The sequence below is a fragment of the Lentihominibacter sp. genome (assembly GCF_046951855.1).
In the GTDB taxonomy this organism is placed as follows: domain Bacteria; phylum Bacillota; class Clostridia; order Peptostreptococcales; family Anaerovoracaceae; genus Lentihominibacter; species Lentihominibacter hominis.
Genome location: NZ_JBKTXS010000011.1, coordinates 1 through 23,069 on the forward strand (window position 1 = coordinate 1; position 23,069 = coordinate 23,069).

18 protein-coding genes are annotated in these 23,069 nt (G+C 40.6%); 12 read left to right on the plus strand and 6 right to left on the minus strand.

The annotated features are described in order from the left end of the window. A partial coding sequence (locus tag ACLR96_RS04510; RefSeq protein WP_412265271.1) for a MobA/MobL family protein occupies window positions 1-1,333 on the plus strand: 1,333 nt, incomplete at its 5' end. 51 nt (window positions 1,334-1,384) lie between these two features. On the opposite strand, the gene ACLR96_RS04515 is transcribed toward ACLR96_RS04510, so the two are convergent. The 6 genes from ACLR96_RS04515 to ACLR96_RS04540 all read right to left on the minus strand — a co-directional run bounded on the left by ACLR96_RS04515 (window position 1,385) and on the right by ACLR96_RS04540 (window position 7,477). Then, a complete protein-coding gene (locus tag ACLR96_RS04515; protein ID WP_054689890.1) occupies window positions 1,385-1,549 on the minus strand; it encodes a cysteine-rich KTR domain-containing protein in 165 nt (54 codons plus the stop codon). Window positions 1,550-1,621: 72 nt separating this feature from the next. Further along, a complete protein-coding gene (locus ACLR96_RS04520) occupies window positions 1,622-3,352 on the minus strand; it encodes an ABC transporter ATP-binding protein (protein ID WP_147514140.1) in 1,731 nt (576 codons plus the stop codon). Continuing rightward, window positions 3,349-5,124 carry an ABC transporter ATP-binding protein gene (locus ACLR96_RS04525; protein WP_119204755.1) on the minus strand — a complete coding sequence of 592 codons (1,776 nt, stop codon included), beginning with the start codon at window positions 5,122-5,124 and terminating at the stop codon, window positions 3,349-3,351. The genes ACLR96_RS04520 and ACLR96_RS04525 overlap by 4 nt, the downstream gene beginning before the upstream one ends. A 155-nt stretch (window positions 5,125-5,279) precedes the next feature. Beyond that, entirely contained in the window at window positions 5,280-5,897 is a 618-nt protein-coding gene (locus tag ACLR96_RS04530) for a TetR/AcrR family transcriptional regulator (protein ID WP_119204756.1), read from the minus strand. Window positions 5,898-6,273: 376 nt separating this feature from the next. Then, window positions 6,274-6,882: a class I SAM-dependent methyltransferase gene (locus ACLR96_RS04535; protein ID WP_119204757.1), complete on the minus strand. Its 609-nt coding sequence runs from the start codon at window positions 6,880-6,882 to the stop codon at window positions 6,274-6,276. Window positions 6,883-7,096: 214 nt separating this feature from the next. After that, the gene (locus ACLR96_RS04540) at window positions 7,097-7,477 is read right to left on the minus strand and encodes a TnpV protein (RefSeq protein WP_046446979.1); all 381 of its coding nucleotides are present in this window, start codon (window positions 7,475-7,477) and stop codon (window positions 7,097-7,099) included. 830 nt (window positions 7,478-8,307) lie between these two features. On the opposite strand from ACLR96_RS04540, the gene uvrB reads away from it, so the two are divergent. From uvrB to ACLR96_RS04595, 11 genes are all read left to right on the plus strand, one after another. Next, entirely contained in the window at window positions 8,308-10,281 is a 1,974-nt protein-coding gene (gene uvrB, locus ACLR96_RS04545; RefSeq protein WP_412265323.1) for an excinuclease ABC subunit UvrB, read from the plus strand. Window positions 10,282-10,305: 24 nt separating this feature from the next. Continuing rightward, complete coding sequence (uvrA, locus tag ACLR96_RS04550) at window positions 10,306-13,140, plus strand: excinuclease ABC subunit UvrA (protein WP_412265277.1); 2,835 nt, start codon at window positions 10,306-10,308, stop codon at window positions 13,138-13,140. A gap of 26 nt (window positions 13,141-13,166) precedes the next feature. Next, a complete protein-coding gene (locus ACLR96_RS04555; RefSeq protein ID WP_187524786.1) occupies window positions 13,167-14,558 on the plus strand; it encodes a sigma-54 interaction domain-containing protein in 1,392 nt (463 codons plus the stop codon). 287 nt (window positions 14,559-14,845) lie between these two features. Further along, window positions 14,846-16,075 carry a saccharopine dehydrogenase family protein gene (locus ACLR96_RS04560; protein WP_187524785.1) on the plus strand — a complete coding sequence of 410 codons (1,230 nt, stop codon included), beginning with the start codon at window positions 14,846-14,848 and terminating at the stop codon, window positions 16,073-16,075. 45 nt (window positions 16,076-16,120) lie between these two features. Continuing rightward, complete coding sequence (locus ACLR96_RS04565) at window positions 16,121-16,738, plus strand: hypothetical protein (protein WP_187524784.1); 618 nt, start codon at window positions 16,121-16,123, stop codon at window positions 16,736-16,738. A 30-nt stretch (window positions 16,739-16,768) separates the two neighbouring features. Then, window positions 16,769-18,208 (plus strand): sodium:solute symporter family protein, encoded by a 1,440-nt coding sequence (locus tag ACLR96_RS04570; RefSeq protein WP_187524783.1) that lies wholly within the window; start codon window positions 16,769-16,771, stop codon window positions 18,206-18,208. Between the two features lie 11 nt (window positions 18,209-18,219). Continuing rightward, window positions 18,220-18,441 carry a hypothetical protein gene (locus ACLR96_RS04575; protein ID WP_187524782.1) on the plus strand — a complete coding sequence of 74 codons (222 nt, stop codon included), beginning with the start codon at window positions 18,220-18,222 and terminating at the stop codon, window positions 18,439-18,441. A gap of 13 nt (window positions 18,442-18,454) precedes the next feature. After that, window positions 18,455-20,062, plus strand: coding sequence for an amidohydrolase (locus ACLR96_RS04580; RefSeq protein ID WP_412265283.1), 1,608 nt, complete (start codon window positions 18,455-18,457; stop codon window positions 20,060-20,062). A 32-nt stretch (window positions 20,063-20,094) separates the two neighbouring features. Continuing rightward, entirely contained in the window at window positions 20,095-21,471 is a 1,377-nt protein-coding gene (locus ACLR96_RS04585) for a Na+/H+ antiporter NhaC family protein (RefSeq protein WP_412265285.1), read from the plus strand. Between the two features lie 24 nt (window positions 21,472-21,495). After that, window positions 21,496-22,383, plus strand: a complete 888-nt coding sequence (locus ACLR96_RS04590) for a DMT family transporter (RefSeq protein WP_187524779.1) — start codon at window positions 21,496-21,498, stop codon at window positions 22,381-22,383. Window positions 22,384-22,541: 158 nt separating this feature from the next. Beyond that, window positions 22,542-23,054, plus strand: coding sequence for an L-2-amino-thiazoline-4-carboxylic acid hydrolase (locus ACLR96_RS04595; protein ID WP_412265287.1), 513 nt, complete (start codon window positions 22,542-22,544; stop codon window positions 23,052-23,054). Window positions 23,055-23,069: the final 15 nt, after the last annotated feature.

Genomic DNA, 23,069 nt, shown 5'->3' on the forward strand with positions numbered 1-23,069 from the left:
CCGCACCGCCGACAATGAATTTTGGAGTAACCTTGCAAGGGAAAGCCAGCAGGAGTTTAAGCGGAGCGGCACAGAGGGCAAATGTATCGAAGCAAGGGAATTGATTATCGCCCTGCCCGAAGTTTATACAAGATACGAGCCGCAGGAAGTCCTTGAAGATTTTACGGAGGAGTTCCGCAAGAGATATGGTGTGGAGTGCGTGTCAGCCCTCCACCACAACAAACGCAAAACCAATTATCATATCCATCTTATCTTCAGCGAAAGAAAACTGCTTCCTGAGCCTGACATCAAGAGAGCCACACGCAGCGTGTTCTATGATGAAACGGGCAAAAGGGTACGCACCAAGAAAGAAATCACAGGGGAGGACGGGCAGATACGCAAAGGCTGTACCGTCATTAAAAAGGGCGAGGTTTACGAAAGCCACCTCTTTACCGTGAAAGATGATAAATTCAAAAGCGAGCCTTTTCTTCGGGAGGTAAAAGAGATTTACACTGACCTTATCAATCGCCATATTGCTGATCCCGAACAGCAGTTAAAGGTATTTGATAAGAACAGCGTTTATCTTCCCACCAAGAAAATCGGTAAGAACAATCCCAAAGCCGCCGAGATTGAAGCCGACAACGCCGCAAGGCAGGAATGGAACAGGACGGCGGATATGGCATTGTTATCGGGGATTGAGGAAACAAAGATACTGGAAATCAAGAAAGAGGAAATCCACCAAAAGGCAAGTCAGTCCATTAAAGAAAAGGGCTGGCTGCCTACCTTGTTCCGCAGCATTATCGGCAGGGCAAAGGAGCTTCTGCAAAGCCTTATCCGAGAAAAGGATATGCCGCCCAAGCCTACGCTGGATATGGATATGGCGGAATTTCGACGCATGAAAAATCTGATGATAAAGGCGCAGGAGGGCGCAAGGGAAATCCGCCGTTTGCAGGACGATGTTCTCCCGAAACTGAAAGCGCAGCTTGCAGACACAAAGGGGCTTTTCAAAGGCAAGGAGCGTAAAGCCCTGTCCGAGCAGATACAGCAGACGGAAAAGGAAATCGCTGCAAAACTGGATATGCTGCCCGATATTCTGAAAGAGGACGGTTATCCCGATGTGCAGGCGTTCATGCGTACTTTCCGAGAAATGGAAAGCGTTGTGGAACAGTACAGCCGTGACCTTGCCGAGTGGGAGCGTCAGACCAGCAGGAAACCGTCAGCCGCCGCCAAAGAGCAGCGCAGACCACCCGAAAAGCAGAGCGTATTAAAACATTTGCGGGAGATACAGGATAAAAATAGGCAGAAACCACCCCAAAGACAGCGCAAAAAATCCATTGACAGAGATAGCCGATAGATATGGAAAAACCGCCGTTATGGTGTTACCCATAGCGGCGGTGGTACATAATTATTTGCTGACTGCAAGCGTGATTTTCATATCCTGAACATTGATGATTGTTTCTTTTTTGCACTTCGGACAGTAGAGAGGAAAGTTTCTCATCTCAGTATTTTCCTGTATCATTGTTCGGGTTTTATTGCCGCAGACAGGGCAAAGTATCCATTCTGTTTTCATAATGTCGACCTCTTTGCGTTTCTCACTAATGGGAAAATATGAAATCTATATCATTCAATTTCAGTTAGAAATCTAAATTCCCCAATCCTGACTAATCATTTGCAGCTTTACCATATGCGGATAAATTTTGCCTGTGTTCATCAGTTTTTCCGGCGTTCCCTGTTCGGCAACCGTACCGTTTGAAAGCACAACCACTTTATCTGCGCCGCTTACGGTACGCATACGGTGGGCGATAACAAGTACGGTCTTGTCCTTTATCAGTCTTGACAAAGCAGCCTGTATCAATGTTTCATTTTCCACATCAAGACTTGCCGTTGCTTCATCAAGTAAGATAATAGGGGAATTTTTGAGAAAAGCGCGGGCGATTGAAATTCTCTGCCTTTCCCCGCCAGACAATTCGCAACCATTTTCACCAATCATACTGTTATACCCGTCTGGGAGCTTTTCTGCAAATTCTTCACAATTTGCTAGTCTTGCCGCCGCAATTACTTCTTCGTCGGTCGCGTCCTTTCTGCCTATTCTGATATTCTCCATGATTGTGTTGTTAAACAGCGTCACATCTTGAAATACGATAGAGTACAGAGACAGCAAGGTTTCCGGCTCTATTTTCGATATATCCATACCACCGACAGTAATCTTCCCTTTGTTTATGTCCCAAAACCGCGAGGCAAGACGCGACACCGTAGTTTTTCCGCCGCCGGACGGTCCGACTAAAGCGGTAACTTCTCCCTGTTTTGCCGTAAAAGACACATCTTTCAATACGGTTTCCCCAGTATTATAAGCAAATCCTACATGGTCGAATACAATGTCATAACCTTTATTTATCAGTTGATTTTCCCCTGTCTGAATAGGTTGGTCAAGGATTTCGTTCATGCGGTCTATGTTCGTTTTCGTAGAGATTACCGCAGCAAGATTTTGCAATGCGCCTTCAAGCGGGGCATAAAGCCTTGAAGCTACAAGCAAGAACATAAAAAACAGCGGAATATCAATTTCTCCACGAATAAGCAGCGTAGAGCCTACAAGCGCAACCGTAGCAATTCCAAACTTTAATATTAGTGTTGAAGAAACAACAAAAAGTGCTGTTCCAAGTTCTGTTATAATGTGCCGTTTTTCTACATAGTCAATTTTTTTGTCAAGTCCTTTCAGATAACTTTCTTCCGCATTGTTTGATTTCAAGTCCTGTAAACTTTCGATACACTCTTGTACACCGCTTTCAAGCGCGACATTTGCCGCTACAGATTTACAGTTAAAGTATTCCTGTATGCGAGCTGAAAAGAATGTGATTGTAAATGCAATCGGTAAAACCCACACCGCCGCAAGAGCCATTCGCCAGTCGTAAGCAAAAAGGCAGATTGCAATTAGTGTTGTTGAAATGAGGGAGCCTGCCAATGCGGGTACATAATGGGAGAATGCAGTTTCAAGCGTAGCACAGTCTCCCATAATAGAATTGGTTAAATCCGCAAGGTCTTTTTTGCCAAAAAAGGACAACGGGATTTTGCGTAGCCGTTCCGCTAAGGATATACGCCTTACCCCGCTTTCCACATAAGTCGCTAAGTAAGTGGCGTTATATTGAAACCAAGTCGCAATAAATATAAGGCATAAGCAAACCAAAGAACCAACCGCATAAAAAGCAATGCGGCTTCCATTCAAGTTCCCATTCATGGTGTCAATGACAAAGTAATAGAGCAATCCCACAGGGAGCATAAAGGATATATCCTGTACGACGCAGGCAATACAGCCTTTTATCAAATCGACAGCCCCCTGTCTTGATAATGCAAAACGTCTTTGCAATGTCTTAATCATGCGTTTACCTCCTTTGCAATCTTCCATTCTGCCGCTTCGGAATAATCCTTCCACATTTTTGTAAATATGCCGTTTCTTTCTATCAGTCCGCTATGTGTGCCGCTTTCGACAATTTCACCGTCTTGCAGTACATAAATGCAATCCGCGTCTGTGATTGACGACAACCTGTGTGCAATCATAATGACGGTCTTTCCCTTTGAAAGCGCGGATAAAGCCTGCTGTACGCGCACCTCATTATCGGGGTCGGCAAATGCGGTCGCTTCATCAAGGATTATGATAGGCGCATTTTTCAAAATCGCGCGGGCAATCGCTATTCTTTGCTGTTCGCCGCCGGACAGATATACGCCTTTTGCGCCGACAACCGTATCAATGCCATTCGGTAATTTTTCAATAATATCCAAGCACTGTGCAGCTTCCAAAGCATGGGCGATTTCTTCGCGTGTAGCGTCAGGCTTTGCCATACGCACATTTTCCAATATGGACGCTTTGATAAGTCGGCTGTTCTGAAATACAAAGGACACCTTATTCATCAATGTTTCTTTCGGAATGTCGCATATGTCGATATTCCCTATCAGTACGCGCCCTTTTTGCGGGTCAAAAAATCTTGTGACGATATTTGCAAGCGTTGTCTTGCCGCCGCCGGACGATCCTACCAATGCGACTGTCTGCCCCGGTTTTATGGAAAGAGATACATCATTGAGCGCGTTTTTCTTTCCGTCATAGCTGTAACTAACGTGTTCTAATGTAATCCCATTATCTTTAGGGATATTATTCACGCTGCTTTCAGATAATGGTTTTTCGTTCAGCACTTCATTAATCCTGTTAATTGCGTCGCCTACAATCATTGCGTCCTCGCTCATAAACATAATTTTTGTGAGCGTCGTACCAATGACGGGCGTAATCACAATATAGAAAATAAGGTTTAACAGAAGTTCATTTGTTACGCCGCCCCTTGTAAAGAGAATACCTCCGGCAATCAGAAACGCGAATACACTGTTAATTGCCGTTGTATAGAACATCATAGGCAGACGCAGCCCCTTTGTGTATGCGATTACCCATGTTTCGTAATTGTCTATCGCGTTTTTGAAGCGTTTGAAAGAAAAGATTGTCTGTCCGAAAGTCTTTACTACGGGTACGCCCCGCACATATTCAACGGCTTCATTTGACATATCGGCAAGCGCATTTTGATATTGTTCCATTCGCTTTTCCATGTCTTTTCCTGTCATTTTCATCATAATCAGAAAACCAAGCACAACGGGAACAAGGCTTAAAAGCCCTAACCGCCAGTCAAAAGCAAGCAACAGGAAAAGTAGCCCTATAGGGGTGGCAATCGCCCCCGCTTTGTCGGGAAGCCTGTGTGCAAGATACGTTTCCGTAGCAGCACTGGAACCGTTTACTATTCTCCGCAGCTTTCCACTTCCATACTTCTCCGTTACTCCGAGCGGCAATGCTGCAATATGGCGCATAAGCTCTTTTCGGATATTAGCGGCAACCCGGAACGCGCTCAAATGCGAACACATCAAAGCGGCTATGTAAACAACAATAGAGATAACTGCAAACAATACGGCAGACCAACCGTAGCCTGTGACATTCTCCGCCTGTGAGAAGTCCGGGGAAACCTCCAGTATGTCGTGAATAATACACCATATATACCAAAAAGGTACAAGAGCCAACAGTGCACTCATTACAGACAGTACCCAAGAAAGATAGGTCAATATCTTATGCCCTCCGGCATAACCCATCAGTCTTGATAGATTTGACTGTTTTTTCATTGATAAAACCTCCTTGAAAATTTTTTATGATACGAGAACAAAATGAACGTCCTCCAATATCCTCATTTCAGTTAGTGTTGCCCTTGTGAAGTTAGCAGTAACTAACCTGTGTATAAAAATTATAGGGCAGATTGCCCTAACGAATTTATTCATTTTTATTGCCCCATAATTTTCATCCACCCGGCGGTATAGAAATCTCTCATTTCTTTCAAATAGTGCTTTGCTTCTTCAAGAGGCATTTCATGTATAATCAGCTCAAAAAATGTATTAAACATTCCTGTAATCAAGATATGCTCCAACCGTTCATCAATGGGGGGAGCAGGTCTGCCTATCTTTTCAAGAACTGCTAAATAATCATGTGTTCCTTTTGTTTCTATTTCCACCATTTCATCAATCAATTTTGAAAAACGTGTTCCCTCCGAACAGCAAAGTATGAGCTTAAATTCATTCAAGTGTTCATAGGCATACAAGAGCATTTCATACATACATTCGCCGGAAGTAGAAGTAAGATTGTTAGGTTGTTCTTCTGGCGGAATTTCAGCAAATTCTTTTTGAGCCTTGCAAAATCGTTCCAGTAAAAAATTGTAGTGTTCGCCTACCAATGCTTCAAACAAGTCCTCTTTACTATCATAATAGCCATATAAAGCCCCTGTGGTTACGCCTGCTTTTTTAGCAATATTTCGTAATGAAGCAGATGTGAAGCCTTTTTCAAGAAATTCCTGTATAGCAGCCGATAAAATCATCTGCAATGTCGTTTTTTCTTCGTTGCTCATTTTTAATCCTCTTTTTATAACACTGTTATATAACATCGTTATAATAGCACCTCGCAAAAACTTTGTCAATTCCCCAATATTATTTTCCACTATCCAAATATCATTTTCTGTCTGCTCAGAGATGTAAATTTCATTATCTTTTTGTTTGAAAAGGTGTTAAATGACCGTCTTTCAGTTAACACCCCTTGAAAGTGCGTTTACCCCCCCCATATATTCTAGGACTTTCGCCTGTTTCGTCCATTTGCCCTCGTAAATTGTGCCCCTTGTTAGATAACGGGGACTTTGAATGGCTTGCAAGCATGACGGGATTACTTCGCCAGTTGCTGAAATTGTGAGCGTATCCGTTAAGTATATCAGGTAAAATTTAAAAATTGTTTTACTTTCGAGCAACCACACAAAGCCAGCCTTTAGCATTTTTGTTCGTTTCTATATGCGTAAATCCTGCTTTTTCCAAAGAATATTTAATCTCTTTGGAAGTATAAATTTTCATTCCTTTTATAATCTCTGTCCATTTTTTATCTTTGTCATTTTCGCCATTTGACTCATTACAAACCATAAAAATTCCACCTTTTTTTAGCACTCTATATATCTGGCTAAAACTTTGGTCAATATCAGACCAAAAATATATTGTTTCAAAAGCAGTTGCTAAGTCAAAGGTTTCATTGGCAAAAGGAAGTTCCTGCACATTTCCTTGCAGAATTTCACAATGCTTTCTTTCTACTGCAAATTTATTAACTTTTTTTGATTTTCTAACACTAACCTCTGAATAATCAATGCCAAAAACTTTACCCTTTGGACTTTTTTCTAATAGTTTTTTTATATTTGCACCACCACCGCAACCAACGTCTAATGATATATCGTTCTTATTAATTTTTATATGCTTCAATCCCCATTCTGCCATAGGAGAATGACCTATATTCATCATATTAACCATAAGGCTTCCGCCAAGTCCTTTAGGTTTACAAGTGTTTTGAAAAAAAGACATAATTACACCTCTCCTTACATCAATCAAGTTAGCTTTGACTAATTCATTCTATCATTATTATAAAATTCGTGCAATAAAGTCTTAAAATAATTGCAGAAATGAGATAGTGTATTTACGCAGGTTTTCTCAATTTAGTATCTGTTTTCAAGTCAAAGAGGGTAGACAAAAAATATTATCTGCCTACCCTCTTTTTCATCTTATAAGCGTTACATTACTATGCGTAGATAATTTCTGCATTGACGATTTCTCTTGCTCTTGCCTGTATCTCGTTTATTCTGCCAACCCACAACATCGGGCGTTCTGTTTTGAGCTGTTCAGTAACGCCCTCCTTATCAGCCATTTGCTCAACCAATCGAAACATCATCTCCGTTGCCTGTTCGTCAATATCAGCAAGATAACTGTTCAATCTGCCACTTGTGAGTAGCGTGATGTAAACTGCTTTCTTGCATTCCTGTAAATAGCGTTTGTGTCGCTGTCCCCATAAGCCGATAGGCTTGTTTTCTTTTTCGGTTGGTAAAGTAAGGCAAGGAATATAATAATCCCCCTGCAATTCATACCAAAGTCCGTTGCTTTCATCGTAAATATATTTCTCCATAGTGTTATCCTCCAAAATAATCTATTCGCACATACATCACAGTTTCCCGATTACCACACTTTGTTATATTGTGTTATCAGATTTTTCTGCCCTTGATTTTGCCCTTATGATTGTGCAGAACAAGGGTAACATTGTGTGAAATCATATAAAGGGATAAGGTGGACTGATTGCGATAAATCCTTTATTTTCAAGGCTTTCGGAGGATTTTATTAAAACTCTATGAGGTGCGATAAACACCTGTGAAATTATGAATTTCTAATTATTATTTAAACGAAAAGACATATGCATAGATTATGGAGGATACAGAACCATTGAATTGTACAAAGAAAGAGATAAAGATTATTTAGAAAGATCAGGAATTTTTAACGCCCTCAGATATTATTTAAATAAAGTTGAAGATTTTGTAAAAGCAAACAGTCAATGACATGTAAAATATAGTTGAAAAGGAGCCGAAAGGCTCCTTTTTTATGTAAAATATTCAAAAGTAGTTTATAATCTGTGTTTTTTTGCCAAAAATCGAACATGTGTTTACAATAAATAATTGAGGTGTTATAATGAAAACTAAAGATTTTAAACGGCGTTGCCGAGATGAAGTTTTCAGTGAAACATGCCCACAGAGGGGCACGTTATAATGAAAACTAAAGATTTTAAACGGCGTTGCCGAGATGAAGTTTTCAGTGAAACATGCCCACAGAGGGGCACGTTATAATGAAAACTAAAGATTTTAAACGGCGTTGCCGAGATGAAGTTTTCAGTGAAACATGCCCGCAGAGGGGCACGTTATAATGAAAACTAAAGATCTGTCAGATATGCAGAAAGGATTTTTTTCCATGAGTCAATTTAAAGTGATATCGGATTTTGATCTGATGGGAGATCAGCCTAAGGCAGTGGATACTCTTGCCAATGGCATAATGGAGGGTAAACGGGCTCAAACGCTGATGGGTGTTACAGGTTCCGGAAAGACCTTTACGATGGCAAAACTTATAGAACGAGTACAGAAACCAACATTGGTTATTTCACATAATAAAACACTGGCGGCTCAGCTTCATGGGGAATTCAAAGAATTTTTCCCAAACAATGCTGTAGAATATTTTGTTTCGTATTATGATTATTATCAGCCGGAGGCGTATGTTGCTTCCACTGATACGTATATTGAGAAGGACTCTGATATAAATGCAGAAATAGAGAAACTGAGGCATTCGGCTACTGCAGCTCTTTCCGAGAGGAGAGATGTCATAATAGTAGCAAGTGTATCCTGTATATATGGACTGGGAAGTCCTATAGACTACGAGAATCAGGTGATATCTCTGAGGCCCGGGATGGAAAAGGACAGACAGGAACTTATGCGCAAACTTGTGGACATACAGTATATACGAAATGATATTGCTATGGAAAGAGGAAATTTCAGAGTAAGAGGCGATACCATAGACATATATCCTGCAGGCGCTGAAAATGCAGTAAGAGTGGAACTTTTCGGTGATGAAGTAGAGAGCATTAAGGAGATCAATCCTGTTACAGGTGAAATAGTAGGCATCAGAAATCATGTGGCTATTTATCCTGCTTCTCATTATGTTACAAGTAAAGAGAATATCGATAGAGCGGCAGTAACTATAAATGAAGAACTGGATGAGCGTATCAAATGGTTCAGAGACAGAGGGAAACTGATAGAAGCCCAGCGTATTGAACAGAGAACCAGATACGATGTTGAGATGCTCAGAGAAGTTGGTACATGTAAGGGAATAGAGAATTATTCGAGGCATATCACAGGACTGAAGCCTGGATCTAGGCCATATACGCTGATAGATTATATCCCTGATGATTTTCTTATAATAATAGATGAATCTCACGTAATGCTTCCTCAGCTTCGAGCTATGTATGCAGGAGATCGTTCCAGGAAACAGTCTCTGGTAGACTACGGATTTAGACTGCCGTCGGCTCTTGATAACAGACCTCTTAAATTTGAGGAATTCAATCAGCTTGTAAACCAGATAGTTTATGTTAGTGCGACACCTGCGCCTTATGAAAGGGAGCAGAGCGGAGGGATTTCCGCAGAGCAGATCATAAGGCCGACAGGCCTTCTCGATCCTGTTATAGAGCTTCACAGTACGGAAGGGCAGATGGATCATTTGATCGCAGAGATCAATAAGACGACAGAACGCGGTGAAAGAATTCTTGTTACTACGCTTACAAAGAAAATGGCCGAGAGTCTTACGGATTATTTGAAAAATGTTGGAATAAAGGTCAGGTATCTTCATTCCGAGATAGATACTCTTGAGAGAATGGAGATTCTGAGAGACTTGAGGCTTGGGGTGTTTGATGTTTTAGTGGGAATTAATCTTCTGAGAGAAGGTCTTGATATACCGGAAGTCTCTCTTGTGGCTATTCTCGATGCTGATAAAGAGGGTTTTTTGAGAACCGAAACTTCGTTAATACAGACTATAGGAAGAGCGGCGAGAAATGTTGACAGCAGAGTAATAATGTATTGTGATGGCATAAGCGCGGCAATGAAATCAGCTATAGATGAGACGGAAAGACGGCGAGAGATACAGGATAGATATAACAGGGAACACGGAATAACCCCGAAAAGTGTTAAAAAAGCCGTTAGAAGTGTGATAGAGGCAACCAAAGTAGCGGAGGAAGAAGGTAAGTATGAAGGCAAGAGTCCTCTCGAACTTACAAAGAAAGAACTCAAAATCTATATAAGCAGGCTTGAAGATGAGATGAAACAGGCGGCGGCAGATTTGCAGTTTGAGCGTGCAGCGCAGCTGAGAGATATGGTATTTGAGTATAAGGCTAAACTGTAATATGGATAAAAAGAGGAATATAATATGGCTAAAGATATTGTAATAAAGGGAGCTAAAGAAAATAATCTGAAAGGTATAGATGTGACTATACCAAGAGATAAGCTTGTGGTTCTCACAGGATTATCAGGTTCAGGAAAATCGTCACTGGCTTTTGATACCATATATGCTGAAGGTCAGAGAAAATATATGGAGAGTCTGTCATCATATGCCAGACAATTTTTGGGACAGATGGAAAAACCCAATGTGGAATATATAGAGGGTCTTTCGCCTGCAATTTCCATAGATCAGAAGACGACTAACAAAAATCCAAGATCGACAGTGGGAACCGTTACCGAGATATATGATTATCTGAGGTTGATGTATGCCAGAATCGGTATACCGCACTGCCCTGTATGTGGAAGAGAAATTACGAGTCAGACCATAGATCAAATTGTGGAGCTTCTGGCAATGGAAGGTGAAGGAACGAAGCTTACTATTCTTGCGCCTGTCATAAGGCAGAGAAAGGGACAGCATGAAAAGGTTCTGGACCGGATAAAGAAAGAAGGATTTACACGGGTAAGAATTGATGGCGATATAAAGATACTGGGCGAAGATGAAGTTAAACTTGAAAAGACCTTTAAGCATACTATAGAAATCGTTGTGGACAGGATCAGAGTAAAGGACGGGATACAGAGCAGACTGTCAGACGCATGTGAATTGGCTATCAGTCATGGCGAGGGACTTGTTCAGGTAATAGTAGATAAAAATGGGAATATAGAAGAGAAAACATTCAGTACCAGCTTGGCATGCCCTGAACATGGAGTAAGTATAGAGGAATTGGAACCCAGAATGTTTTCTTTCAATAATCCTATGGGAGCATGTCCTGAATGTAATGGGCTTGGATTTATACAGAGTATAGATCCCGATTTGATAATAACAGATCAGGATAAGAGCATAAACGATAAGTGCCTCAGCAATGTATTTGCGACTATGGAATATACAAGTTTTTATTGGCAGGTGATAAAAGCTTTAGCTGATAAATATCATGTTGATATGGATACGCCTTACAGAGATTTACCAAAGAAGTTTAAAGATGTGCTTCTGTACGGTACCGGTGACGAAAAGCTGCAATATGTCTATACGAACAGAAACGGTGATACTCAAAACAGGAATCATACTTTTGAGGGTATAATAAATAATCTTGAGAGAAGGTACAGAGAGACCGGATCTGAATGGATTAAAGAAAAGATGGAAAAATATATGAGAGTGACCGAGTGTCCGGTCTGTAAAGGTAATAAGCTTAAACCAGAGCTACTGGCAGTAACTGTGGGCGGAAAAAATATAATGGAATTCTGTGATATGTCGGTTGCTGATGCGATAGAGTTCGTAAAAAATCTTGAGCTTTCCGAGACTCATATGAAAATAGCCGAGGAGATAATTAAAGAGATTCGAGGACGTTTGACTTTTCTTGCTAATGTAGGTCTGGATTATCTCACACTGTCAAGAGCATCGGCTACTCTTTCAGGTGGAGAATCACAGCGTATAAGGCTGGCTACTCAGATAGGTTCCGGATTGGTGGGAGTTTTGTATATACTTGATGAACCGAGTATAGGGCTTCATCAGAAGGACAATGAAAAACTTCTTGAAGCACTCAGACGTCTGACAGATATAGGAAATACACTGATAGTAGTGGAGCATGATGAAGATACCATGTATGCTGCCGATCATATAGTGGATATAGGTCCGGAAGCCGGGATAAACGGCGGAGAGCTTGTAGCGCAGGGTACTGTTGAGGACATAATGAAATGTCCGAGATCTGTTACAGGACAGTATTTAAGTGGGAAAAAGAAAATAACTGTGCCGGAGATAAGAAGAAAAGGAATCGGCAAATTTTTGGAGATAAAGGGAGCTGCAGAAAACAATCTTAAAGGTATAGATGTCAAGATACCTCTTGGTGAAATGGTATGTGTCACTGGAGTTTCGGGATCAGGAAAAAGCAGCCTTATAAACGAGATCCTTTATAAGGCAGTGGCCGCGGAAATGTATGGGAGTAAAGATAAACCGGGTAAATATAAACGAATAAACGGTCTTAAAAATATTGATAAGATTATAGATATAAATCAGGCGCCTATAGGCAGGACTCCGAGATCCAATCCAGCTACTTATACAGGGGTATTTACTCATATAAGAGACCTGTTTTCACAGCTTCCGGAAGCAAAACTGAGAGGCTATGGAAAAGGAAGATTCAGTTTCAATGTTAAAGGCGGCAGATGTGAAGCATGTAATGGGGATGGGATCATAAAGATTGAGATGCATTTTCTTCCTGATGTTTACGTTCCATGTGAAGTATGTAAGGGAAAACGGTATAACAGAGAAACGCTGGAGGTTAGATACAAAGGCAAGAGTATATTTGACGTACTGGATATGAATATTGAGGAGGCCGCTGAATTTTTCCAGAATATACCGACAATATCAAGGCAGCTTCAGACACTTATAGAAGTAGGACTGGGATATATTAAACTTGGGCAGCCGAGTACGCAGCTTTCGGGAGGAGAGGCGCAGAGAATAAAACTTGCAGCCGAACTTTCTAAAAAAAGTACCGGCAAAACTCTTTATATATTGGATGAACCTACTACAGGACTTCATTTTGCTGATGTGGATAAGCTCATATCAGTGTTGGATAAGTTAGTGGATGCTGGTAATACAGTTGTAGTTATAGAACATAATTTAGATGTCATAAAACGTGCAGACTATGTAATAGATTTGGGTCCTGACGGAGGATTCAGGGGAGGAAAGATTATAGCGCAGGGAACTCCCGAGGAGATTGCTGAAACTGAAGGATCCTATACAGGAGAATTTTTAAAAAAGGTATTGTATTAGGTATTTATGGGAGATTGGTGGGGAACATGTACAAGAAGTTCATACAGAACAACTATGAAGAACTGCTGGGTATTCTCAATTGTCTTAAGGTCGGTGTATACATTACTGATAATGACGGTAATACTTTGCTGCTTAATGATGAATCATGCAAAACAGGAGGATTGGCAAGGGATGAGACTGTAGGAAAGAATATGCGTGAACTTGAGGATACAGGGTTTGTAGAGAAATCTGTTTCCCTTGAAGCTTTGAAGAGCGGAAAAGAGGAAGCGCTGATACAGAATCTTGGAGATGGAGATAAAGTATATGTAACTGGGATACCCTTATATCATGATGATGATGTGGATATAGTGATCTGTACTGAAAGAGATATAACAGAAACACTAACTTTGAAGGAGCTTTTGGAGGAAAAAAATAAAGATAATGCCAAGATAAAAGAAGAGATAGAGTATCTGCGAAGACAGAATATAGTAATGTGGGGAAATATGATTGCGGAAGATCTGGAGACAAAGAAACTTGCTGAAAAAGCTATGCGTGTAGCTAAGCTGGATACTACTGTACTTCTTACAGGAGAATCGGGAACAGGCAAAGAGGTATTTGCTAATTTTATATATCAGAACAGCGGCAGGGTAGGAAAACCTTTTATAAAGGTTAACTGTGCTGCCATACCGGAAAACCTCATAGAGTCAGAATTGTTTGGTTATGAAAAAGGAGCTTTTTCGGGAGCTGATAAAAATGGAAAGATAGGTTTGTTTGAGATGGCTAATCACGGAACGCTGTTTCTCGATGAGGTGGGGGAGATCCCTATTCATCTTCAGTCAAAACTGCTTAGGTCTATACAGGAAAAAGAGATAATGAGAGTGGGAGGAATCAAGACAATTCCGGTGGATATAAGATTTATAGCGGCAACCAATTGTGATCTTAAAGAAGCCGTTTCCAACGGCACTTTCAGAAGAGATTTGTATTATCGTCTTAATGTTATGCCTATAGAACTTTCTCCACTTAAGGGAAGAAAAAAGGATATAGAGGCTCTTTGTATATATTTTGTAGATAAATTCAACGTTGATTATAAGATGAATAAAATGATTTCCGCAGAGGCGATGAATGTGCTTCAGGAGTTTGATTGGCCCGGTAATATAAGAGAGCTTGAGAATGTCATGGAAAGAATTATGATAAGTTCAGATGATGAAATCATTACGAAATCTCATGTAGAGAGGGCAATCGGAATAGCGACAGATTCTGTGGGAATGGACTTGTCTAATCTCGAAGGAAAGAGTATGGAGCAGCTTTTGGGTGAATATGAGAAATATATATTGGAAGCTATGCTTTCAAAGTATAAACGGGCAAGTGATGTCGGAAGGGCTCTTAAAATCAATAAGTCCACATTATCAAGAAGAATGAAAAAATATGGCATAGAATGATTAGTTTCATAATTGAAACTAAAAAGTTTTATAATTGAAACAAAAAAGATGAAAAAGAATGTAAAACAGGCGAATTGTTTTAAAAATGAAACAAATTGCCTGTTTTTGTATGAAAATGATAAAAAATAAATAGCTTTTATATATGGAAAAGGGATAATATATACAGAGAATATTGAAAATTCAATATTCACAAAAAAGTTTTTTCTGTTGGCATGGCTTTTGCGTTATATATTTTTGTCGCGATACAAAACAAGGATCCTATCAAATCATGAAGGAGGACTTAAATTATGAAGGTATTGATCGTAGGTGCAGGAGGACAGGGTGGAGCTTGCGCATCTATCTTGGCAAGGCAGGAATCTGTTGAAGAAATAAGAATTGTTGACTTGAAGGAAGAGACTGCCAAGGCTGTAGCCGATAAGATCGGGAACGCTAAAGTTAAAACAGGTTCTGTGAATGCCACAGATCCGGATGATGTGGCAAGGGCTGCAGAAGGCGTGGATGTAGTTGTAGATATGGTTATGCCGTGGATGGCAACTTATGTGATGAAGGGTGCTTTAAAAGCTAAAGCAAATTATATCAATACAGCTTTTGATGATCCTTACTGGGATGAATTCCTTGAAGGAAAATCCATAGATGAACTCACTCTCTGCAAAGAATTTAAAGAGGCAGGACTCACCGCGTTGTTCGGATGTGGATTTGCTCCGGGAATGACTAATGTATTGGCAAGAAAGTTTGCCAATAAACTTGATTCTGTGGAAAGCATAAAAATGAGAGTCGGAAAAGCTAATCTTGTTCCGGGGGAAGGTCCTTATGACTGGGTACTTCGTCCATGGAATCCTGGATGGTCTCCGAAACAGGCCCTTGTAGACTGTGCATCTCCTACTTATGCACTGGAGGATGGCAAATACGTGAAGTATCCGCCTTTCGGAGGAATAGAAATGTGTGATTTTCCTGAACCTGTGGGAACACTTCCTGTGACACATCATTCTCATGAAGAGATATACAGCATGCCAGCCACCTTTAAAGGAGTAAAGGACCTGGACTTCAAGTATTATATGATGTATCAGCCTGCGATTTTTTATGCTTCAGGCTTGTGTTCTCAGGAGAAGATCAAAGTAGGCGATGTTGAGGTGGCTCCTATAGATGTGGTAGCTTCAATGGTTCCGCCTCCGCAGAACAATATATTCGGAGCGACAGATGAAGAGCTTGCAGAGGCTGATAAGAGAGCATTCATAGAACTTATCGTTGAAGTCAGCGGTGAAAAAGACGGAAAGAAAGTTACTTACAAGGCGAACTGCCCTAAGATGAATGCTCCCGGCCCTGAGCTTAAAAAGCTCTTTGGAACAGCTCTTGTTTATGTGGCGCTGCCTTTAGCTATAGGAACGACTATACTGGGAGATACTGAATTAAAGAAGGGTATCGTATTCTCAGATGAACTTGATCCGGATGATTTTCTCAAGAGAATGATGGATACAGGTTATCCATACAAATGGAAAGAAAGTGTTATAGAAGGATAAATTGATTTGTTTCATAAAACTGGAAAGGTTAAATCAGGTGGCAATATGGTCAAGCGTTTACAGGGAAAAAAGATTGAAAGTAATTTCTTGCATACTGATATAGTACGCAATAGAGAAGATGCTGTCAAAGAGAAGATCAAACTTCTTCATGGAAGTATTTTCGGCAAACCTCTGATCAAATTTGATGTTAACTCCATGACAGACGTATGGGTGCCTTATTGCTATCTGGTTTATCATTTTGACCTCAAAGGGAATAGTTACTTTAGCAGGAAGCGGCCGTCACGTGAAGGCAAGGTGGCTGTGGTGTTTGATCTGAACGAAGTTCATCCGATGCAATATGATATATATGAAAACGGAGATCTTAAATTCGTCGGTAAAAAGACACAAGAAGACCATCGTGAAAAATTGAAAGCTAATATTTCTTATAAAGAAATACTGGAAAAAACAGAGGACCATATCCAGATGAGGATAATGAAAAGGTTTTATGGTAAAAAGGGAGATCTGGACCTGATAAGCAAACAGGATTTTTTTAGACCCGCAGTTGAGCTCGAGGTTGTTTATAGGGGAGAGAATGTAAACAAGAGATATGTGTATCTTGATGAATTCGGTATTCAAAGCGAACATATACTGGGTTTGAAGTATCGAGTAGAACACAAATCTTGATTTAGGAATTTATGTATGGAGGAAGAAGATATGATAGATTTTACAAAGATGTGGTCTGGACTGGATTGGGGTGTCATCGTTCTTTACTTTGTTTTTATCATTGCTGTCGGTTTGACCATGAGAAGACGGGCAAGCAAAAATATGAAAAGTTATTTTGTAGCGGCCAGACGTTTGACAATACCTGTGCTTATCGGTGTGGGCGCGGCTAGCTGGATTGATTCGTGGTCCATCGTAGGTCTGGCTGAATGCGGCACTACCATGGGTATTTGTATTTTATTTATATATGTTATACCTAATACTATATTAAGACTGCCTCTTGCTTTATGGATAGGACCTTTAGTCAGAGATAAAATGCCTGACTGGGTAATAACAATGCCTGATCTGATGCAGTATATGTACAGCAAAAATACTAAACTGGTCATGGCCATGGGTATGCTGTGTACTATACTTTATGAAGCCGCTTTGCTTACTGCAGGCGGACAGGTGATATCATACGTCACCGGGATAAACATGTGGGTTGCATTTGCAATATTAGGAGTAATAATAGTACTTTATACATCACTTTCAGGAATGTTTGGTCTTGCTGTTACTGATATGGTACAGTTCGTTATAATGTCTATTGCGGCAGGTGTCCTTTGTTTCGGAATGTATACGCATTTTGATGGATTTGGAACTATATTCCAGCAGGCGCATGAGATAAATCCTAATCTTACATCGCCTTCCGGTGGACTGAGTGTCATGGAAATACTTTCATGGGCGATAGGTGCTGTTGCAATGTATGCTAATTCACAGTCATATCAGAGATTCGGATCGTCTAAATCAGGAGGAGATATCAAAGTATCATACTCATGTATAATGCTATTCAGCGTTGTTTTCAGTACTGTAATGGTACTCGCAGGGATGGCGGCTCTCGTTCAGTATCCTGAAATTGCAGCTCAGTCACCGTCTCAGGCATTCTGGGCTATAGTGTTTGAAACATTACCTATAGGTCTTAGAGGGTTGTTTGTAGCAGCGCTGCTGTCGGCCGTTATGTCTACAGTAAGTGCAGATTATTTGATTGCAGGAGCAGTTGTGGTACATGATATATACAGAGGGTTCATTAATAAGAATCTTTCTGATAGGGGTGAAGTAATCGCGACTAAAGTAGTAATCGCAATAATGGGTATTGTTATAATTTTTGCAACATATTTCTGGCAGGATGGTATTTCGAAAGCGTACTACTATATTGGAGGATTCCAGGTGGCCGCATTCTTTGTACCTCTTATGTTCGGACTGTTTTACAAAAAGAAAACACCTGCGGCCGGTTTCTGGAGCTTATTGCTGGCGATAGTTATGTATATGGTTTGGCAGTTTGCGCTGCAGTGTCCTGCAGGAATACCTACCAACTTAGCCTGCATAATTTTCAGCATAATAACTTATATAGTTATTTCTAAAGTTACCTATAAAGAAAATAAGCAGTTAGAAGCGTAAGGAGGTCAATTATGGATAAGAAAACAGAATCCAGAAAGCAGAAACTGGCGTACTTTTGGACAGCTGCCACTGTTGTAGCTTCAATTATTATAGGAGCCGGTGTTATTACTCATTCGGCGCAGGTACTTCCGCTGTTTCTGGCTATAGTAGCAATTTTATTCGGTCCTGTATGCGGGGTGCTGTATTTGATGGAAATAAAGAAAGGCGTACTGGCCGTTGATGATGATGAATAGGAGCGCTGAAAAAATGAGAAAAAAAGCTTTCAGATGCAGGAATATATATACTGCCGTGACAGATGAACTGATAGACGGATATGTAGTAACGGACGGGAACAAAATAATATTTGTCGGCAGCCAAGAGGACAGCAAGGAATATATTGATAGCAATACTGAAGTATTTGATGTGTCGAATAATTTCATCATGCCGGGATTTAATGATTTTCATGTACATCTTGTCAGTGCAGGTCTTCTTGAGGCAGATGGAATACTCAGATATACCAGATCAGAAGAAGAGGCCGCAAGATATCTGTGGGATTTGCATAAAGATGCAGCAGGAAAGAGTTTTATAATGGGCGGCGCATGGGATCCGCTTTTGTGGCCGGATCAGAAGATGCCTACAAAAGAAAGTCTTGATAAGTATTTTCCTGATATACCGGTGTTTCTTCTTAATAAAGAATGCCATGGTGCATGGGTAAACAGTGCTGCATTAAGGAGATTTGGGATAGATAAAAATACTCAGGATCCTTTGAATGGCTTTTATGGAAGATATGAAGACGGTGAACCTGACGGATATCTGCATGAAATGGCTGCAATAAATCTTCAGAAAAAAATATTTGAATCTATTAGTGATGAAGAATTAGCGCAGTATAGCAAGACATTAATAGATACTGCAAACAGACATGGGATAACATCTTTGGGAGATGTTGCGGGAACATCTCCCATGAGAGAAAATGCTTATAAGATAATAGAGGATAGTGGGCAGCTTACTGCCAGGATACATTTTTTCCCTTTATTTGATGAAGGAGTGGAAAGTGTTTTGGAAAAGAAAGTGAAGTATAACAGCTCAAAGCTCAGATGCAACGGAGTAAAAGCTTTTATAGACGGCACGCCTCAAGGTTATTCCGGGTATATGCTTAAAGATTACTCTGATCGTCCGGGAGAGAAGGGATCGCCTATGATAGATCCCGGGGAATTTATACAGCAAGTCTGCGATTTTCATAAAGCAGGTATTCAGACGAGAGTTCATGCCTGTGGAGATGCAGGGGCAAGGCTTTGTTTGGATGCTGTTGAGGAAGCTTACAGACGGTATGGAAGGACGGATTTGAGACATTGCGTAGAGCATCTGGAAGCTATGGATCCGGCAGATTTGGAACGTTTTGGAAATCTGGGAGTAATAGCATCAGTGCAGCCGGAACATATGCCTAAATATGATTTTGATCAGCATCCATTTCATAAAATTTTAGGTGAAGAGAGAATGAAATATTCATGGCCCTTTGAATCTATACGAAAAAGCGGAGGTGTTCTGGCATTCGGTACCGATTGCCCTGTAGTGGATATTTCTCCTTTCAGAGGAATTTTTCGGGCAGTGACAAGGCTTACCAATGAAGGTGAGCCTCAGGGCGGATGGAATCCTTGGGAAAAAGTAAGCATTCATGAAGCTCTTAAGGCATATACGTTCGGAGGAGCATACGCATCATTAAGAGATTATGAACTTGGAACCATCGGAGTCGGCAAACTGGCAGATATGGTTATAACCGAACATAATCTGTTTGAATGTGCAACGGATAGACAGGCAATGTTTGATATGAAGGTTGTCATGACAATTATGGACGGTGAGATCGTATATAACTCATAAAGCTTTGGGCGAAAATGAAATGAGGTAAAAATATGGATCAAGTTGTTGATTATGGTCTTTTGACTCTGCTGCCGCCGCTAGTGGTTATAGGTATGGCGCTGCTGACAAAAAGAACCATTGAACCGCTGATTGTAGGAGGTGTGCTTGCCTTTGTAGTGGCAAAGGGAGTAAATTTTATTCCATCATATTTGGAAGCTCTGTATTTTACGATATCAGATAATGCGTCAATGCTGGTGACTATGGGACTGTTCGGAAGTTTGGTTATGCTGTTTGAAAAATCACGAGGTACTTTCGGCTTTTCGAAAATAGTCGAAAGACTGGCCAATAAACCGGAAAAGTCACTGATGACAACATTTTTTCTGGGGATCGTCGTATTTATGGATGATGCCTTGAATATTATGACGCTGACATCAGCAATGAGAGGAGTGTGTGACAGACAGAAAATACCGAGAGAAATGTTCGCATATGTTACAGCTTCTACAGGCGCTCCTGTGTGTGTATTGCTGCCGCTGTCGACCTGGGCGGTATTCTTTGCAGGAATTTTTTCAGAACAGAAAGAACTGCAGGTATATGGATCAGGCATGGATATTTATATCCATGCCATGCCATTTATATTTTATGGGATGACAGCTCTTATAGTAGTGCCTCTTGCTATATATGGCGTAATTCCTAAACTGGGAACAATGAAAAAAGCATATGAAAGAGTAGCTGCAGGAGGAAATGTTTATTCAGAACAAAGTGCTAAATTCAATGTGGTGAAGGAAGAAAATGGGTTAGAAGAGAATAATGGAAAAGATGGAAAGATAATAAATTTCCTTGCTCCAATGATCGTATTGATTGCAGTTGCCGTGATTACCGGAGAAGTTTTATTCGGTTTGATTGCTGCTATAATATTGGCTTTGCTCATGTATCTTCCTACCAAAACAATGAGTTTTACTGAATTCGGAGATGCTTTTGTAAACGGATTCGGATCAATGACTCCTATGCTTTTTATCATTGTCTGTGCTCTGACTATGAAGATGGGATTGGATGAAATAGGTCTTCCGGCATATGTCATAAATGCTGTACTGCCGTATATGAGTGCCGGACTATTCCCGGCGATAGCTTTTGTTGTAGTAGCGGCTTTGGCCTTTGTTACAGGAAGCAACTGGGGAATACCAGCCATCACGGTGCCGATTCTCATTCCATTGGCAGCAGCTACAGGTACTAATGAGCTTTTAGTATTGGGCGCTATCCTTTCGGGAGGAACATTTGGAAGTCATGCATGCTTTTATTCTGATTGTACAGCTCTGACTTCCCAAGCTTGCAAAATGGAAAATTTGGACCATGCACTGTCGCAGCTGCCATATGCTGTGATATCGGCAGTAGTAGCGATCATGCTGTTTATAGTATTTGGATTTGTGTTGTAGTTTTGTTGCAGCAGGTGAGATCATATGTCGAATAAGTACATAGTTTTAGCAAATGCAGGAATTTTATTTATAGCAGTTAGCTGGGGACTGAACTTCAGCGTGATCAAGTGGGCGTTATCGGATATTACACCATTGTATTATTTGACTATGCGGTTTCTTCTATCAGGAATATTGCTGGCAGTAATTTTTTTCAGACTGGTATGTAAAATGAAAAAATCGGAAGTATACTGCGGAATATTCTCAGGCATTTTCCTGGCCGCTTCCTTTACGGCACAAACTGTCGGATTGCAGTATACGACACCGGGAAAGGCCGGATTTTTGGCAAATGCATGTGTAGTAATAGTGCCGTTTCTGATATGGCTGTTTTATAAAAAACGGCCGGAAAAGAATGCGCTTGTGGGTGCCTTTATAGCCTTTGCCGGACTGGCGGTAATGTCACTGACCGAGAGTTTCACCATTCAGCTGGGGGATTTCTTACAGCTCATGTGTGCATTGTGTTTTGCCGGACAGATGATGGTTATAGACCGCTATGCCGAAAATGTGGATCCTGTAAGGATGTCAGTAGTACAGGTAATATCAGCAGGTTTGATAACATTGATATTTGCCTTGATTCTCGAACCTGTTCCGGATTTATCGGCAGGAAGCTTTCCGGTAGCTGTAGCCGTAGGATATGGCGTGATATTCTGCACAGCACTGTCTTTTGTGATTCAGGGATATGCTCAGAAAGTCATAAAACCATCTAATGTATCTATCATATTATGCTTTGAGGCTGTGTTTGCCTTTGTTTTCGCTATAGGTTTCGGATACGAGCAGGTGACATTCAGGAATGTGGCAGGAAGCGTGATGGTTATAGGAGGATTTATGATTTCACAGATAAGTTTAAAGCAGCCATACGGAAAAGAACTCAATTGAGTTTTTATAAAAATTATCTCCAACAATAATTACTTGTAACAGGCAGGCGGGATTTTACCGTCTGTCTGTTATTTTGTTTAAACTATTGACTTATCCCTTAGGGCAGAGTTCATAATTTAATTGAGCAAGTGCATTATATGAAAAAGGAGGCGGATTTTATGAAATCTATTATCAATGAACCTGTTATTGTGAATGACGAAAAAACCACACTGGTTAGAAATGCTATAGAGCACAGAGCCACATGGTTCTATCTGCTGCTGGAGGAAATAAGAAAAAGAGGAATGGATATGGAGGATATAGGGAGGTCGGCAATATATGAATGCGGCTGTTTTCATGGGATGGAAAGAATATTAAAAAACTGTGAGAATCCGGAAAACCTGCGTTCATTTTTGAAAGTTTTTGCAGATGAAACAGGTCAAAAGGTATTTGAGATGGAAATAGTAGAGAATACCAAAGATAAGCTGTACATTGATTTTCATTATTGTCCTCTTGTTTCCGCTTGGCAGAAACTGGGCGTAGAAGTTGAGGACATACCTCTTCTTTGTGACATAGCCATGGATGGAGACAGAGGAATCTGCTCTAAGATGGATGGTTATGAGTTTAATCTCGGGAAAGTCATAGCACAAGGGGACGGCATATGTGAAATAAGAATAGACAGGAAGGCTGAATGATCCTGTCTTGTATGA

Bases quoted from the DNA above. Each gene is read 5' to 3' on its own strand.
- ACLR96_RS04570 (WP_187524783.1), top strand. From the start codon at position 16,769: ATGATAGATTTTACAAAGATGTGGTCTGGACTGGATTGGGGTGTCATC.
- ACLR96_RS04530 (WP_119204756.1), bottom strand. From the start codon at position 5,897: ATGAGCAACGAAGAAAAAACGACATTGCAGATGATTTTATCGGCTGCT.
- ACLR96_RS04535 (WP_119204757.1), bottom strand. From the start codon at position 6,882: ATGTCTTTTTTTCAAAACACTTGTAAACCTAAAGGACTTGGCGGAAGC.
- ACLR96_RS04565 (WP_187524784.1), top strand. From the start codon at position 16,121: ATGGTCAAGCGTTTACAGGGAAAAAAGATTGAAAGTAATTTCTTGCAT.
- uvrB (WP_412265323.1), top strand. From the start codon at position 8,308: ATGAGTCAATTTAAAGTGATATCGGATTTTGATCTGATGGGAGATCAG.
- ACLR96_RS04575 (WP_187524782.1), top strand. From the start codon at position 18,220: ATGGATAAGAAAACAGAATCCAGAAAGCAGAAACTGGCGTACTTTTGG.
- ACLR96_RS04520 (WP_147514140.1), bottom strand. From the start codon at position 3,352: ATGATTAAGACATTGCAAAGACGTTTTGCATTATCAAGACAGGGGGCT.
- ACLR96_RS04515 (WP_054689890.1), bottom strand. From the start codon at position 1,549: ATGAAAACAGAATGGATACTTTGCCCTGTCTGCGGCAATAAAACCCGA.
- ACLR96_RS04555 (WP_187524786.1), top strand. From the start codon at position 13,167: ATGTACAAGAAGTTCATACAGAACAACTATGAAGAACTGCTGGGTATT.
- ACLR96_RS04590 (WP_187524779.1), top strand. From the start codon at position 21,496: ATGTCGAATAAGTACATAGTTTTAGCAAATGCAGGAATTTTATTTATA.
- ACLR96_RS04525 (WP_119204755.1), bottom strand. From the start codon at position 5,124: ATGAAAAAACAGTCAAATCTATCAAGACTGATGGGTTATGCCGGAGGG.
- uvrA (WP_412265277.1), top strand. From the start codon at position 10,306: ATGGCTAAAGATATTGTAATAAAGGGAGCTAAAGAAAATAATCTGAAA.
- ACLR96_RS04585 (WP_412265285.1), top strand. From the start codon at position 20,095: ATGGATCAAGTTGTTGATTATGGTCTTTTGACTCTGCTGCCGCCGCTA.
- ACLR96_RS04580 (WP_412265283.1), top strand. From the start codon at position 18,455: ATGAGAAAAAAAGCTTTCAGATGCAGGAATATATATACTGCCGTGACA.
- ACLR96_RS04595 (WP_412265287.1), top strand. From the start codon at position 22,542: ATGAAATCTATTATCAATGAACCTGTTATTGTGAATGACGAAAAAACC.
- ACLR96_RS04540 (WP_046446979.1), bottom strand. From the start codon at position 7,477: ATGGAGAAATATATTTACGATGAAAGCAACGGACTTTGGTATGAATTG.
- ACLR96_RS04560 (WP_187524785.1), top strand. From the start codon at position 14,846: ATGAAGGTATTGATCGTAGGTGCAGGAGGACAGGGTGGAGCTTGCGCA.